General features: G+C 69.2%; 14 protein-coding genes. 9 read left to right on the forward strand and 5 right to left on the reverse strand.

All coding sequences use genetic code 11. The features are described from left to right. The first annotated feature begins 48 nt into the window (after window positions 1–48). The 5 genes from OHT21_RS13610 to OHT21_RS13630 all read left to right on the forward strand — a co-directional run bounded on the left by OHT21_RS13610 (window position 49) and on the right by OHT21_RS13630 (window position 4,378). The gene (locus OHT21_RS13610; protein ID WP_328768541.1) at window positions 49–2,040 is read left to right on the forward strand and encodes an ATP-binding protein; all 1,992 of its coding nucleotides are present in this window, start codon (window positions 49–51) and stop codon (window positions 2,038–2,040) included. An 812-nt stretch (window positions 2,041–2,852) separates the two neighbouring features. Further along, complete coding sequence (locus tag OHT21_RS13615; RefSeq protein WP_328768542.1) at window positions 2,853–3,704, forward strand: helix-turn-helix domain-containing protein; 852 nt, start codon at window positions 2,853–2,855, stop codon at window positions 3,702–3,704. An 11-nt stretch (window positions 3,705–3,715) separates the two neighbouring features. After that, on the forward strand, window positions 3,716–3,907 hold the full coding sequence (locus OHT21_RS13620; RefSeq protein WP_328768543.1) for a hypothetical protein: 192 nt from the start codon (window positions 3,716–3,718) through the stop codon (window positions 3,905–3,907). A gap of 79 nt (window positions 3,908–3,986) precedes the next feature. Further along, window positions 3,987–4,229, forward strand: a complete 243-nt coding sequence (locus tag OHT21_RS13625; RefSeq protein ID WP_328768544.1) for a hypothetical protein — start codon at window positions 3,987–3,989, stop codon at window positions 4,227–4,229. Next, window positions 4,223–4,378: a hypothetical protein gene (locus tag OHT21_RS13630; RefSeq protein ID WP_328768545.1), complete on the forward strand. Its 156-nt coding sequence runs from the start codon at window positions 4,223–4,225 to the stop codon at window positions 4,376–4,378. The genes OHT21_RS13625 and OHT21_RS13630 overlap by 7 nt, the downstream gene beginning before the upstream one ends. 18 nt (window positions 4,379–4,396) lie before the next feature. Here the strand turns inward: OHT21_RS13630 and OHT21_RS13635 are convergent, their stop codons facing one another. The 4 genes from OHT21_RS13635 to OHT21_RS13650 all read right to left on the reverse strand — a co-directional run bounded on the left by OHT21_RS13635 (window position 4,397) and on the right by OHT21_RS13650 (window position 7,625). Next, window positions 4,397–5,404, reverse strand: a complete 1,008-nt coding sequence (locus OHT21_RS13635) for a CU044_5270 family protein (protein ID WP_328768546.1) — start codon at window positions 5,402–5,404, stop codon at window positions 4,397–4,399. Then, window positions 5,397–5,966: an RNA polymerase sigma factor gene (locus OHT21_RS13640; protein ID WP_328768547.1), complete on the reverse strand. Its 570-nt coding sequence runs from the start codon at window positions 5,964–5,966 to the stop codon at window positions 5,397–5,399. Before OHT21_RS13640 ends, OHT21_RS13635 begins: the two co-directional genes overlap by 8 nt. Window positions 5,967–6,133: 167 nt before the next feature. Then, entirely contained in the window at window positions 6,134–6,937 is an 804-nt protein-coding gene (locus OHT21_RS13645) for a hypothetical protein (RefSeq protein ID WP_328768548.1), read from the reverse strand. 244 nt (window positions 6,938–7,181) lie between these two features. Then, on the reverse strand, window positions 7,182–7,625 hold the full coding sequence (locus OHT21_RS13650) for a PPOX class F420-dependent oxidoreductase (protein ID WP_328768549.1): 444 nt from the start codon (window positions 7,623–7,625) through the stop codon (window positions 7,182–7,184). Window positions 7,626–7,921: 296 nt separating this feature from the next. Between OHT21_RS13650 and OHT21_RS13655 the strand changes: the two genes are divergently transcribed. Beyond that, entirely contained in the window at window positions 7,922–8,548 is a 627-nt protein-coding gene (locus OHT21_RS13655) for a helix-turn-helix domain-containing protein (RefSeq protein WP_443050362.1), read from the forward strand. A gap of 25 nt (window positions 8,549–8,573) precedes the next feature. Here OHT21_RS13655 and OHT21_RS13660 read toward each other — a convergent pair whose 3' ends face one another. Further along, entirely contained in the window at window positions 8,574–9,599 is a 1,026-nt protein-coding gene (locus OHT21_RS13660; RefSeq protein WP_328768550.1) for an ATP-dependent 6-phosphofructokinase, read from the reverse strand. A gap of 258 nt (window positions 9,600–9,857) precedes the next feature. Here OHT21_RS13660 and pta point away from each other — a divergent pair, with 258 nt between their 5' ends. The 3 genes from pta (at window position 9,858) to pyk (ending at window position 14,712) form a co-directional block, all read left to right on the forward strand. Further along, window positions 9,858–11,981, forward strand: coding sequence for a phosphate acetyltransferase (gene pta / locus OHT21_RS13665; RefSeq protein ID WP_328768551.1), 2,124 nt, complete (start codon window positions 9,858–9,860; stop codon window positions 11,979–11,981). Beyond that, window positions 11,978–13,186: an acetate kinase gene (locus OHT21_RS13670; protein WP_328768552.1), complete on the forward strand. Its 1,209-nt coding sequence runs from the start codon at window positions 11,978–11,980 to the stop codon at window positions 13,184–13,186. The genes pta and OHT21_RS13670 overlap by 4 nt, the downstream gene beginning before the upstream one ends. A 107-nt stretch (window positions 13,187–13,293) precedes the next feature. Then, window positions 13,294–14,712 (forward strand): pyruvate kinase, encoded by a 1,419-nt coding sequence (pyk, locus tag OHT21_RS13675; protein WP_328768553.1) that lies wholly within the window; start codon window positions 13,294–13,296, stop codon window positions 14,710–14,712. The last annotated feature ends 185 nt before the right edge of the window (window positions 14,713–14,897 follow it).

A 14,897-nucleotide genomic window follows, 5' to 3' on the forward strand; every position in this document is an offset into this window, starting at 1 on the left:
ACCACCCTCCCGCCCCGCCCCCTCGGCTTCACCGGCCGATCGGCGGAAATGGGCCGCCTGCTCCCCCGCCTCGAACCCGCCCCGGACGGAGCCCCCGCGCTCCCTCTCCTCATCTTCGCCGTCACCGGCATGGGCGGCATCGGCAAGACGGCACTGGCGGTGGAGGCCGCCCACCAGGCCTGCACGAAGGGCTGGTTCCCCGGCGGCACGCTCTTCGTCGACCTGCGCGGCTACGACGACGCCCCCGTCACCGCCGACCAAGCCGTCCTCGCCCTCCTCGACGCCCTCGGCGTACGTGGCCCGGATCTGCCACAGACGACGGCACGCCAGTACGACACGTACCACGCCCTCCTCGCCGAGCGACAGGATCGGACGCTGCTGATCCTGGACAACACCTCGGACCCGTCCCAGTTCCTCCCCCTGCTGCCCCGGACGAACGACCACCGGGTGTTGATCACCTCCCGAGACCGCCCGGACGCCCTCCCCGTACGCCTCATCGACCTCGAAACACTCGCCCCGGACGACTCCGCCGCCCTCGTGACCCGCGCCCTCCACAACGCCGACGAACGCGACGACCGCCCGTCCCGGGAACAGGACGCCCTCCGCGAACTGACCTCCCTCTGCGGCCACTTGCCCCTCGCCCTCCAGATCGCCGCCGCCATGCTGCGCCGGCGCCGCCATCGCGACATCGCCTCGCTGGTGACCGAGATCAAGGAGGCCGCCGACCCCACCGCCGTACTCGACAACGGCAGTCGCGGCACCGACCTGTACGGCCGTTCGCTCGTGCTCCGCCCCGTCCTGGAAACGTCGTACCGCCGTCTCCCACCCGACCAGGCCCGGCTGCTGCGCCTGCTCGCCCTCGCCCCCGGTACGGAGACGGGCGCGGAGGCCGTGGCTGCCCTGGCCGACCTCGACATGGAGGCCGCCCTGGGCCTGCTGGAGGATCTCGCCGCCACCCATCTGGTTACGCCGGTCCAGGGCGGCGAGGGCTCGGCTTCCGGTGTGCGGTGGCGGTTGCATGACTTGGTGCGGGCGTTCGGCGCGGGTGTGGTGGCAGGGGATGCGGAGTTGGTGGAGGAGGGGGAGGCGGCGCGGGACCGGGTGCTGAAGTTCTACTACCGATGGGCGAAAGCCGCCGACGGCCGGTTGCGGTGGCTGCCGGGGATGCCGGAGCCGGAGCGGTTCGCGGACCGGGCGCAGGCGCTGGGCTGGCTGGACGGGGAGCGGGCCGGGCTGGTGGCGGCGGTGCAGTGGGCGGGGGAGGAGCGGTACGCGGATGCGGCGGTGCGGCTGGCCGCAAGCCTGGCGGAGTACCTGTCCTGGCGGCGGTCCTTCGACGACTGGATCACCGTCGGCCGTGCCGCCCGGGAGGCCGCCCACCGCGCCGGGGACCGCCTCGCCGAGGCGGTCGGGTGGAACAACCTCGGCGCCGCCCTGCGGGAGGCGGGCCGGGCGGGGGAGGCGATCGACGCCCACACCCGCGCCCGCGACCTGTACCGGGGCACCGGGCACCGCCACCGCGAGGCCGGCGCGTGGGACAACCTCGGCATTGCCCTGCAGGAGGCGGGCCGGGCGGGGGAGGCGATCGACGCCCACACCCGCGCCCGCGACCTGCACCGGGCCACCGGGGACCGCCACCGCGAGGCCGCCGCGTGGAACAACCTCGGCCTCGCCCTGCGGATGGCGGGCCGGGTGGAGGAGGCAGTCGACGCCCACACCCGCGCCCGCGACCTGTATCGGGCGGCCGGGGACCGCCACGGCGAGGGCATCGCGTGGAACAACCTCGGCCTCGCCCTGCGGCAGGCGGGCCGGGTGGAGGAGGCGGTCGAGGCGCACGGCAGGGCCCTGGAGATCTTCCGGGAGTTCGAGGACTGGTACGGGGCAGGCCAGACCCTCCACAACCTGGCCCTCGCCCACCAGGTTGCCCAGCGTCCCGCCGACGCCCGCGCCTGCTACCTCCAGGCCGCCGAAGCCTTCACCCGCGCCGACGCCCCCGACCGAGCCACCCAAGCCCGCATCTGGGCCGAAGATCAGGAATAGCGCCCCGGCTCGCATCTCACCCCACCTCACCCCCCACCCCCGCATAACCCCGAGCCCCCCGCCAAGGCAAAACCGCCCACATCCGAGTCCCGCCCCCAGGCTCCCGCGCCTCCCCGAACCCCCACTCCCCCTCACAAGCCCGCACCACGCACCCCAACACCCGCAACGCCGCCCTCCGCCGCACATCACAAGCCGCCGCCAGCCGAGGATGCGTATGCCGTGGATGCCCGTCGTAGAAGATCACCCGCAACGCCTCCTCCCGGCAACGCAGCGACAGATACACCTCGGCCCCCGACGTGAACCGGCAAGCACACGCGGCCAATTCACCCACCACCTGAACCGCCGCATCCGTCACGTCCTCCAGCCGATGCAACTGGAGGACCGCCCTGGTCGTCGCCCGAGCGATGCGAGGGCTGGTCAGATCGGCGGGAAGCGTGAGGCTGTACGCGAGGGCGTCGGGTGACGGTGACGGGGTTGCCACCGACACGTCGTCGACGACGGAACAGACCGAAACAGCTGTTGCGGGCATACGGAACTCCCTTGAGAACTCGGTGAATTGACGGACGTCGACGTCTCGACCCGACCGGTGGCCTGCCTCCCTGACGCAAGCCCACCCCTCCCAGGGAAGGAGAACCTGGGCAGGCTCGCGCGACGCACCTCCGACCGCGTCAGGCCGTAAGCGATGCGTCACCGACTGTAGAGCTTTCAGTGGTACGCGTGCCACATGCTTGGAATCATTGCCCCTCCTGAAGTGGACCGGTACGCAGCGCAAGGTGCAGACTGAGCCCGACCAATCGGGGAGGAAGGTGTCGATGCCGACACGGCCAGCGCCGACGGAACGTCAGAAGCGGCTGGGTGCCGAGCTGCGCAAGATGCGGCTCGCGGCCGGCCGGACCACGGAGTACGCCGCAGGGCTACTCGGGCTGGACCGCACGAAGGTGTCCAACATGGAGTCGGGTATCCGTGCTACCTCGCCCGAACGGATCCGGATACTCGCCAGCAACTACGACTGCGCGGACAAGGCGTACGTCGACGCGCTGGTCGCCATGGCCGACGTACGCAAGCGGGGCTGGTGGGAGCAATTCAGGGGTTCACTCCCCCAAGGGCTGCTGGACGTCGCCGAGTTGGAGTGGTTCGCCCCACGACTGCGGAGCTATCAGACCGTGCACATCCCCGGGCTGCTGCAACTCGGCGAGTACGCCCGCGCCATCTTCGCCGCCGCGCTGCCGCCGCTACCCAAGTCAGAGGTCGAACTCCGCGTCGTACAGCGCATGCGACGGCAGCAGGTACTCGACAACGACCAGCCCGTCGAGTACGTCGCGTACGTGCACGAGTGGGCCCTGCGAATGCAGTTCGGCGGGCGCCGAGCGACTCGCGAGCAGCTGCTGCACGTGTGCGAGGCATCCGAGCGGGAGAACGTCGAGTTGCGCGTACTTCCCGTCGAGGCCGGGGCGTTCCCCGGTGCTGGGCACGCGGTGCTGTACGCCGAGGGCGCCGTACCCCAACTGGACACCGTCCACCTGGACTCCGCGCACGGCGGCGAGTTCACCCACTCCGAGGCCCAACTCGCCAAGTACCGGGCTCACATGGACTGGTGGCATGCTCACACGCTGAGCCCGAAGGACTCGCGCGACCTCATCCAGACCATCGTCCGCCAACTCTGAGGAGAGCCACCATGCCCGAGATCACCTGGGAAGAGCCCTTCTGCGCCGAAGGAAACAACTGCTTCCGCATAGGCACAGACCCCCAAGGCAACGCCTACATAGCCCTGGCCGGCCAAGAAGACCACTACCTCACCGACACCCGCGAAGCCCTCCGCACCCTCATCCGGGACATCAAGGCCGGAAAGGCCGACCACCTACTGTGAGCAGGGTCGGGGCTGGCGCGGTGGCTCGCGCCCCGTTATGCCCAAGTTCCTTTCCTACCAGTGGCGTTACATTTTGCGTGTGAGCACTCAAGCCGTTCCCCCCATTCCGGAGCGGGCAGGCAAGCGGTCCGTCTCCCTGCCACAGTCGTTGATAAAAGAGGTCGAGGATCGCACCGGGAAGACCGGCTTCTCAGCCGTTGTCTCCGAGGCTCTGGAGCAGTGGCTGGCGATGGCCAAGCTCCGCGAGGTCATCGAGGCCGACGAGCGCGAGTTCGGTCCGGTGGGCGATGAGGCTCTGCGACCTGCAGAGGCCGAGTGGTAAGCAAGCGCCTCAAGGTCAAGGGCAAGAGCGGAGGCACTCTCATGCTGGACGCGCAGGGGCTGTCCCTGCACGTCGACGGTGACGAGGACGGGCACGCCGCGGCTCTGGATCTTCCGCGGGAGCCCACGATCGGCCTGATAACCGTCTGACCGAGTGCCGGGCTGCGCTCAAGGGAGACGCTCGGCTGTCAGAAACGTCGAATAGTCGATGACTGCCGGCGTCTTCACGTTGAGGGCGCCTGGATCGCTGGTCAGCTCTTCCTCGTAAGCGAGGAGAGATCCGGTGGAGGGGTCGAATACCAGCGTCCGCTTGTTTGGGAGACCGCCGAAGTCGCTTGTCAGGGAGAAGGCCTGCCCCTCCCTGCCTGCTCGGTCCCGCACCACGCCTGCGTAGACGATTCCATCCATGTTCTTGAGGACACGCAGCAGGGCGGCCCGCTGGGCAGGGGAGAACACGTGATCCATGAACCGCTCGGGCACGACCTCGAACGCGAGGCCAGGGGTCAATAAAGTCTGCCCCGTGGCCAGCCATTTCTGCATGCCCCCCGGAGTGGAGGGCGGCTCACCGGCTGGTGTCGTGGACGGTGCGCTGCCGGACGATTCCTCGGGGGCATCGCCGACTGCGCCAGCAGCCTCCCAGGTTTTCCGCTGTTCGGTGTTCTGGAATTGCGGTGGCAGCGTCTTCACGGTCCAACGGCTGGAGCCATCCGGCTTCTCCCACGTCACTCGGTACTCCGGGATCACCGCAGAGGTGACCTGCAGGCCATCGACGCGAGTGGACAGTGACCAACTCTCCTGGACGAAGCGCTCGACCGACCAGGTAGCGGGCCGGTCGTCCGGGAGGCTCGCGACACGAAGAGCGATCTCTTCGAGGACCTGATCGGCTGGCCTGTCGGCAGGCTGGTACGACAGCGGCCGTGGTGTAACAGCGTAGGCAGGCTGGGCTGTTGAGCCGAACGGGTCGGCCACGACCAACCCGATGGCCACAGAGGCGGCCACAGAGACCCCGGCAAGCACCCAGCGCCTCGACCGGCGGTCACGAGTACGGGCTGCGAGTACCGGGCGCGGTGTACCAACGATCGCTTCCAGTCGGGCCTGCGCCTGACTGGCGGTCTCGTCCGCACCCGCCAGTCCGGCCGGATCCAGTGCACGCAGCGCTTCCTTCATGTCACGCATCTGCTCTCCCGATGCTCGTCCGAGTGCTTCGCTGCGCGGGCGGATCCCCGTCGTTCTGTTCGGCGGTCCGCACGTCCACCAATCGCTGCCGCAGCCGGGATCGCGCCCGGTGGAGGCGCACGTGGAAGGTTGCGGGGGAGCAGCCAAGAACTACTGCGGCCTCACGAGATGGCAACGCCTCCCATACGGAAAGACGCAGGATCTCCTGATCGGAGTCGCTGAGTGCCTCGAAGGCCAGAGCCAGAGCCATGCGCTCACTCTGCGACTCGGCATGATCATGGGGGTGCTGCCACGGCTGGGATGCCAGTAGCTCAACCAGGCTGCCGCGACGCCGGTCGGCACGGTGGGCGTTGGCGAGAGTCCGCCGGGCTGTGCCGTACAACCATGGCAGGGCTTTGGCATGCGGTATCTCATCGAGTCGGCGCCACGCTGCGAGGAACACCTCTGACAGGACGTCGGCAACCTCGTCCGGCACCACCCGGCGGCGTATGTAGCGCTCCACGGCAGTGCGATGCCGGGTGTACAACTCGGTGAAGCGCTGCTCGTCTGCGTTGGTGTCCACATCCCCTCCACCCGTGTCTGTGTCCGGCAGCGGACGCTTCTTACACACGGGACGGCAGATGATTCCGGAAAGGCCGGACCACCTACTGCGAGCAGGGTCGAGGCTGGCGCAGTGACTTGCGCCCCGTTTCCAGTCCCCGACCCCGCTCCGCTCAGCAGGTGTACGGATCAGCCGAGCTTGGCCGCCTGCGCGTCAATGACGGCGGTCGGCAGCTCGAACGCCTCGCCTCGGGTGATCGCCGCGATGTTGAAGGACGAGAACCCTGCGAGCGTGGTGCCCTGCCGGAAGACGACGACCTTGGTGTCGGCGGCGGCGCTCTGCTTCGTACCCACGGTCCAGGCGACGGCGTCCTCGCCGGCGGAGAGCTTTTCCTCGCTGACCTTGGTGACCTGCTGCTTCTCCCCGTCGATCGTCATGGTGAAGCCCCCGGCGCACTTCTTGCCGGCCTCCCGCAGTGTGGCGAGGGTCTGCTCGGCGCCGTCGGCGTCGTAGGACCAGAGGGAGGTCATCGTCTTGGTGACGTCGAGCGAGTCGAGCATCGCCTCCTCGGCCTCCTTCTCCGTCATGTCCGCGAGCTCCTCCGTCGAGGGCATGTCCTTCTTGGCCCCCTCGGGCTCCTGGACGACGAGCCGCTGGGCGGTCGCCGCCGGCTCGCCCGCAGGCAGGGCGGACAGCACCTGAGCGACGGGCTTGCACTCGGCTTTTTCGACGGAGGAGAGGGCGTCGGGTTCGAAAACGTCGTCCTTCCCCGGCTCCGTGATCTCGTGGCCCTCGACGTCGCCCTTGGCGACCACGAGCTTCTCCAGCTCGGCGGCGGCGAGCGCCTTCGCCGCCGGCTTCTCGGACTTGGCGCCGCCCTTCGCCTCCTTGTCCTCACCGCCCTGCTCGCTGCCACCGCAGGCGGTGACCAGAAGCGCTAAGGAGACCGCGGAAGCGGTCAGGACGGTACGACGAATGGCAGTGACTCGCATGGTGCATCTCCTGATCAACGCCCTGCGCCTGGGTGCGGCGCAGAGTCCACGCGAACAAGACCCGCGTGGCCGGGCCAGGGTTGTACTCAGGAGTCCTGCCATCAGTGGTTCGTCGTCGACGATTCGTCGTCGGTGGTTCGTGAGCCGAGCGCAGTCCGGCGATCACTTCCGCGCCGCATGGCGCATGGCGCATGGCGCATGCTCCGGGCCGACCACAACCCTCTGACGCGCGCCCAACCAGCCCTCAAGCGGAGCCCTCCGGCAGCACCCCAGGCCGGAACCTCTCCACCCCCACCACATGCCGCACCCGCGTCGGCTCGATCAGCAGCATCACCCGCTGCTCCCCGGGAAGCAGCCACGGATAGCGGTCCTCGCCGATGTACTTCTGGGCCAGCCGGTCCATGGCCCGCTCAGCCACCTCGCCCTCGACGAAACGTACGACCCGCCCCCGGATCTCCACCCGGTCGTAGGGGTTCTCGGCGTCATGATGGGACAGCGAAACGTACGGATTGCGCCGCAAGTTGTCGATCTTTACGCGGCCGATCGACGTGTTGACCATGACGTACGAGTCCTCGATATCCGCCCACATGGGCGAAACCTGCGGTGTGCCGTCCGGTGCGACCGTCGCCAGATGCCAGAAGTTCGGCGCCAGGAGCCGCTCGCGAATGTGGCCGTCGATGCTGCTCATACCGGTGCCGTCCCTTCACGCTTGCGCTGCCCGCGAGCACGGGCACGTACGGCGCCATCCTCCTGGCCGGGAGCAAGCGCTCGCCAGATGATCTTCGGCCAGCTCGGACACGTATCGGACAGGATCGGACGGACTTCCGAAACCGTAGAATCCGACGATCCGTGATCCTGGCCGAACAGACCGTAGTCACCGCAGTCCCGCACCCCTACGTTGTGCACGTGCACCAGTCGCCACCCCCTGAACCCATTCCCCCTTTCAACGCTCCCGCCGCCCGCAGACTCCGCACCGCGCTCGGTATGGGACCAGAGCATGTCGCGTACGGGATGCAGACCTCGTACGGACTGCCCTACGTGACACCCGACCTCGTCGCCGCCTGGGAGAGAGGCGTCGCGGCGCCCGGCAACGCCGAACTCGTCGCGCTCGCGGGCGTGTTGTGGTGTTCGCCTGCCGAACTCATCGGCGCGCCACAGACGTTGCGGGAGTTCCGGCTCGCGCGCGGTATCCCGGCGGAGGATGTCGCGCAGGCCGTCGGGCTCGAACTCGCCGTGTATCTGCGGATGGAGGAGAGAAACGAGTGGCGCGGCAACGAGCGTGCGTCCGCGGCCCTCGCCGAGGTGCTCGGCCTCGCGCTGCCGGATCTCGTCACCGTCAGCGGACGCCGCCCGAAGCTCGCCGAGCTGCTGCGCAACGCGTGCTCCACACGCTGGCAGGCGTACGTACGTCCCGTCAGCAAGCTGTTACCGCTGGACCGGCGGCTCGTGGAGGACGTACTCGAGTCGCTGTACATGGAGTACCAGCTGCAGATGGCGCCCACCATGAGCTGGGGCAACGGGACGGTCGCGGTTGAAGCGGGCGCGGCCCGGGACTACCTGGACCAGGTCGTCGACCACTTCTGGTCCGCCGTCCAGCGCCACGCCCCATGAGCAGAGCCCGCTCCAGAACCCCGCTCTAGAACACCGACTCCGCCTCGTCCATCCGGTCCTTCGGCACCCTCTTCAGCTCCGTGACCGCCTCCGCCAGCGGCACCATCTCGATCTCCGTGCCGCGCAGCGCCGTCATCCGCCCGAACTCGCCCCGGTGGGCGGCTTCGACGGCATGCCAGCCGAAGCGGGTGGCGAGCACGCGGTCGTACGCCGTCGGTGTGCCGCCGCGCTGGACGTGGCCGAGAATGACCGGCTTGGCCTCCTTGCCGAGCCGCCGCTCCAGTTCGTACGCGAGTGCCGTGCCGATGCCCTGGAAGCGCTCGTGGCCGAACTGGTCGATCTCGCCGTGGCCGTAGTCCATGGTGCCCTCGGCGGGGTGGGCGCCCTCGGCCACGCACAGGACCGCGAACTTCTTGCCGCGGGCGAAGCGCTCCTCGACCATCTTGACCAGGTCGCCGGGGTCGAAGGCCCGCTCGGGCAGGCAGATGCCGTGGGCGCCCGCGGCCATGCCGGACTCGAGCGCGATCCAGCCGGCGTGGCGGCCCATGACCTCGACGACCATGACGCGCTGGTGCGACTCGGCGGTGGTCTTGAGCCGGTCCATCGCCTCCGTGGCGACGCCGACCGCGGTGTCGAAGCCGAAGGTGCGGTCGGTGGACGAGATGTCGTTGTCGATCGTCTTCGGTACGCCGACGACCGGCAGGCCGACGTCCGAGAGCATCCGGGCGGCCGTGAGCGTGCCCTCGCCGCCGATGGGGATGAGCGCGTCGATGCCGAACTCGCGCATCTCGTCCTCGGCCCCCTCGCAGGCCTCGCGCAGCCGGTCGCGCTGGAGGCGGGAGGAGCCGAGGATGGTGCCGCCGCGGGCGAGGATGCCGCTGACCGCGTCCAGGTCGAGGTTGCGGAAGCGGCCGTCGAGCAGTCCCGCGTAACCGTCCTCGAAGCCGATCACCTCGTCGCCGTAGTGCGCGACGGCTCGGTGCACGACCGACCGGATCACTGCGTTCAGCCCCGGGCAGTCGCCGCCTGCGGTGAGAACTCCGATACGCATCGTGCTGTTTCTCCTGCTCGCTGCTTGGTACGTAAGGGCTGTCGGTGCTTGTGAACTGTCGTGCGCTGTCGGTACGTGTGAGCCGGTCCGATTGTTTCACGGGGGACCTGAGTGGCCCTTGCCGGCCGGTTGCCGGACAGCGATTTCCCGCCCCGCCGGGACGGGTGCCCTAACCATGCTCAGAGGTATTGTCAAGAGGGCACGCACGGCCCCCACGATAGCGGCTGATTTCGACCAGTGAGGAAACGGAGAGCACACGTGACGCGCAGCGTGTACGTGACCGGGATCGACCGGGGCGACGGGCGGCAGGTCGTCGAGCTGGGAGTGATGGAACTCCTGACCCGCCAGGTCGACCGCGTGGGGGTGTTCCGCCCGCTGGTCCATGACAATCCCGACCGCCTCTTCGAACTGCTGCGGGCCCGCTACCGGCTCGCCCAGGACCCGGCGACGGTCTACGGCATGGACTACCACGAGGCGTCCACGCTCCAGGCCGAGCAGGGCACCGACGAGCTGGTCTCGGAGCTGGTGGACCGCTTCCACCGGGTGGCGCGCGACTACGACGTGGTGCTCGTCCTGGGCACCGACTACGCGGACACGCAGTTCCCGGACGAGCTGTCCCTCAACGCCCGGCTGGCGAACGAGTTCGGCGCCTCCGTCCTCCCCGTCGTGGGCGGCCGCGAGCAGACCGCGGAATCGGTGCAGGCGGAGACCCGCAACGCGTTCCGGGCGTACGACCACCTGGGCTGTGACGTCCTCGCGATGGTGGTGAACCGAGTGGCCCCGCTGGACCGCGCGGAGATCCACGCGGGCCTCGACTCCCGTCTCCCGGTGCCCTGTTACGTGCTGCCGGACGAGCCCGCGCTGGCCGCGCCGACGGTCGCCCAGATCACCCACGCGCTCGGCGGCAAGGTGCTGCTCGGCGACGACTCGGGGCTCGCGCGCGACGCGCTGAACTTCGTGTTCGGCGGCGCGATGCTGCCGAACTTCCTCGGCGCCCTGACCCCGGGCTGCCTGGTCGTCACCCCCGGCGACCGCGCCGACCTCGTCGTGGGCGCCCTCGCCGCGCACAGCGCCGGCACCCCGCCCATCGCGGGCGTCCTGCTCACCCTGGACGAGCGCCCCAGCGACGACGTCCTCACGCTGGCCGCCCGGCTCGCCCCCGGCACCCCGGTCGTCTCGGTGGCCGGCAACAGCTTTCCGACGGCGGCCGAACTCTTCGGCATGGAAGGCAAGTTGAACGCGGCGACGCCCCGTAAGGCGGAGACCGCCCTCGGCCTCTTCGAGAGGTACGTGGACACCGGCGGCCTCCTCGGCCGGGTCTCGGCCCCGAGCAGCGACCGCGTCACGCCGATGATGTTCGAGCACAAGCTGCTGGAGCAGGCCCGCTCGGACAAGCGTCGCGTCGTGCTGCCCGAGGGCACCGAGGAGCGCGTACTGCACGCCGCCGAGGTGCTGTTGCGGCGCGGTGTCTGCGACCTGACACTGCTCGGCCCGGTGGACCAGATCCGCAAGAAGGCCGCGGACCTCGGCATCGACCTCGTCAAGGCCCAGCTGATTGACCCGGCGACCTCCGAGCTGCGCGAGCGTTTCGCCGAGCGGTACGCCGCGCTGCGCGCCCACAGGGGCGTGTCCGTGGAGCTGGCGTACGACGTGGTCTCGGACGTGAACTACTTCGGCACCCTGATGGTCGAGGAGGGGCTGGCCGACGGCATGGTGTCGGGGTCCGTGCACTCCACGGCGGCGACGATCCGGCCCGCTTTCGAGATCATCAAGACGAAGCCGGACGCGTCGATCGTCTCGTCGGTCTTCTTCATGTGCCTGGCAGACAAGGTCCTGGTGTACGGGGACTGCGCGGTCAATCCCGATCCGAACGCCGAGCAGTTGGCCGACATCGCGGTCCAGTCGGCCGCCACCGCCCGGCAGTTCGGTGTCGAGCCGCGGATCGCGATGCTCTCGTACTCGACCGGGACGTCCGGCTCGGGCGCGGAAGTGGACAAGGTGCGCCGGGCCACCGAGCTGGTCCGCGCGAGCCGCGACGATCTGAAGATCGAGGGACCGATCCAGTACGACGCCGCCGTGGAACCGTCGGTCGCGGCGACCAAGCTGCCGGGTTCCGAGGTCGCCGGGCAGGCGTCCGTGCTGATCTTCCCGGACCTCAACACCGGCAACAACACGTACAAGGCCGTGCAGCGTTCGGCCGGCGCGATCGCCGTCGGCCCGGTTCTGCAGGGCCTGCGCAAGCCGGTCAACGACCTGTCCCGCGGCGCGCTCGTCGGGGACATCGTGAACACCGTCGCCATCACGGCGATCCAGGCCCAGGCCCAGACTCCCAACCCATCGCCCACGACCCCGGCTCCGACCCCGAAGGTTTCCGCCCTGTGACCGGCACCCGCGTCCTCGTCCTCAACTCCGGCTCGTCGTCGGTGAAGTACCAGCTGCTCGACATGCGTGACAGCAGCCGTCTGGCCGTGGGCCTCGTCGAGCGCATCGGCGAGGAGACGTCTCGCCTGAAGCACACCCCGCTGACCGACGGCGGCCAGGCACGTGAGCAGAGCGGCCCGATCGCCGACCACGAGGCCGCTCTGAAGGCCGTCGCCGAAGAGCTGGCCAAGGACGGACTCGGCCTGGACTCCCCCGAGTTGGCGGCGATCGGGCACCGGGTCGTGCACGGCGGCCGGCAGTTCACCGAGCCGACGGTCATCGACGAGCGGGTCCTCGCGGAGATCGAGCGGCTGATCCCGGTGGCGCCCCTGCACAACCCGGCCAATCTGACGGGCATTCGTACGGCACAGACACTGCGCCCTGACCTCCCGCAGGTGGCCGTCTTCGACACGGCGTTCCACACGACGATGCCGGAGTCCGCGGCCCGCTACGCGATCGACGTCGAGCTCGCCGATGAACACCGCATCCGCCGCTACGGCTTCCACGGCACCTCACACGCGTATGTCTCGCGGGCGACGGCCCGGCTCCTCGGCAAGGACCCTTCCGAGGTCAACGTCATCGTGCTGCACCTGGGCAACGGAGCCTCGGCCTCGGCCGTCCGGGCGGGCAGGTGCGTGGACACGTCCATGGGGCTGACGCCTTTGGAGGGGCTGGTGATGGGTACGCGGTCCGGAGACTTGGATCCGGCGGTCATCTTTCATTTGGCGCGTGTTGGCGGGATGTCCATGGATGACATCGACACTTTGCTGAACAAGAAGAGCGGCCTGATCGGCCTGTGCGGCGACAACGACATGCGGGAGATCCGTCGCCGCGTCGACGAAGGGGACGAGCGGGCGCGGCTCGCCTTCGACATCTACATCCACCGCCTGCGGAAATACATCGGCGCCTATTACGCGGTGCTCGGCCGGGTGGACGCGATCGCCTTCACGGCGGGGGTCGGTGAGAACGCGGCCCCGGTGCGCGAAGCTGCGGTCGCGGGCCTGGAGGGGCTGGGCCTGGCGGTCGACGCCGAGCGCAATGCCGCCCGGTCCGACGAGCCGCGGCTGGTCTCGCCGGAGGGGGCGAGGGTCGCGGTGGCCGTCGTACCGACCGACGAGGAACTGGAGATCGCGACTCAGACGTACGCACTTGTGGGCAGCCTCTGAGGCGCCCGTGGGCGGTATTCAGGCCCTCAACTGAGCGGCATTCCGCCCCTTTGTACATTCCACCAGACGGAATATTCCGCAGTGAAACAAACCGTTAGGATCCCCCCATGCGCCGTTCCAAAATCGTCTGCACTCTGGGCCCAGCCGTCGACTCCCACGAGCAGCTCGTCTCGCTCATCGAGGCCGGCATGAACGTGGCCCGCTTCAATTTCAGCCACGGCTCGCACGCCGAGCACCAGGGGCGGTACGACCGTGTCCGGGCCGCTGCCGAGGAGACGGGCCGCGCGATCGGCGTCCTCGCCGACCTCCAGGGCCCGAAGATCCGCCTCGAGACCTTCGCCGAGGGTCCCGTCGAGCTGGAGCGCGGTGACGAGTTCACCATCACCACCGAGGACGTACCGGGCGACAAGTCGATCTGCGGCACGACCTACAAGGGCCTGCCGGGCGACGTCGCCGAGGGCGACCAGGTCCTGATCAACGACGGCAACGTCGAGCTGAAGGTCCTCGAGGTCGAGGGCCCCCGGGTCCGTACGGTCGTCATCGAGGGCGGCGTCATCTCGGACCACAAGGGCATCAACCTGCCCGGCACGGCCGTGAACGTGCCCGCGCTGTCCGAAAAGGACGTCGAGGACCTGCGCTTCGCGCTGCGCATGGGCTGCGACCTGGTGGCGCTGTCGTTCGTGCGCGACGCCGACGACGTGAACGACGTACACAAGATCATGGACGAGGAGGGCCGCCGGGTCCCCGTCATCGCCAAGGTGGAGAAGCCGCAGGCGGTGGAGAACATGGAGGACGTCGTGATGGCGTTCGACGGCGTCATGGTCGCCCGCGGCGACCTGGCCGTCGAGTACCCGCTCGAGAAGGTCCCCATGGTGCAGAAGCGCCTGATCGAGCTGTGCCGCCGCAACGCCAAGCCGGTGATCGTCGCGACCCAGATGATGGAGTCGATGATCACCAACTCCCGCCCCACGCGCGCCGAGGCCTCCGATGTGGCCAACGCGATCCTGGACGGCGCGGACGCGGTCATGCTGTCCGCCGAGTCGAGTGTGGGCGCGTACCCCCTCGAGACCGTGAAGACGATGTCGAAGATCGTCCAGGCCGCCGAGCAGGAACTGCTCTCCAAGGGCCTGCAGCCGCTCGTACCGGGCAAGAAGCCGCGTACGCAAGGCGGTTCGGTGGCCCGTGCCGCGTGTGAGATCGCGGACTTCCTGGGCGGAAAGGGCCTGGTGGCCTTCACCCAGTCCGGCGACACCGCCCGTCGGCTGTGCCGCTATCGCGCGGTCCAGCCGATCCTGGCCTTCACGACGGACGAGTCCACCCGCAACCAGCTGACGCTGAGCTGGGGCGTCGAGCCGCACGTCGTGCCGTTCGTGAACAGCACGGACGCGATGGTCGACCTGGTCGACCAGGAGATGGTCAGGCTGGGGCAGTTCAACGACGGCGACACGGTGATCATCACGGCGGGTTCGCCTCCCGGCGTGGCCGGCACCACGAACATGGTGCGGGTGCACCACCTGGGCGGCTGACTCCGGTCGCGTTCCCGGATACGTATCCGAAGCGAGTACGCCACTGAGGGCGCCCCCCGCCGCGCAGGGGGCGCCCTCAGGGTGTGTGCGGCTCCCGGAGAGCCCTTCGGGACTAGGCCCGGTCTCCCCGATCTTCGCGGGCGCACGACGCCTGGCACGGCTCCCCCACGCTCGGCTTCGCTCGC

The sequence above is a fragment of the Streptomyces sp. NBC_00286 genome (assembly GCF_036173125.1).
GTDB lineage: Bacteria > Actinomycetota > Actinomycetes > Streptomycetales > Streptomycetaceae > Streptomyces.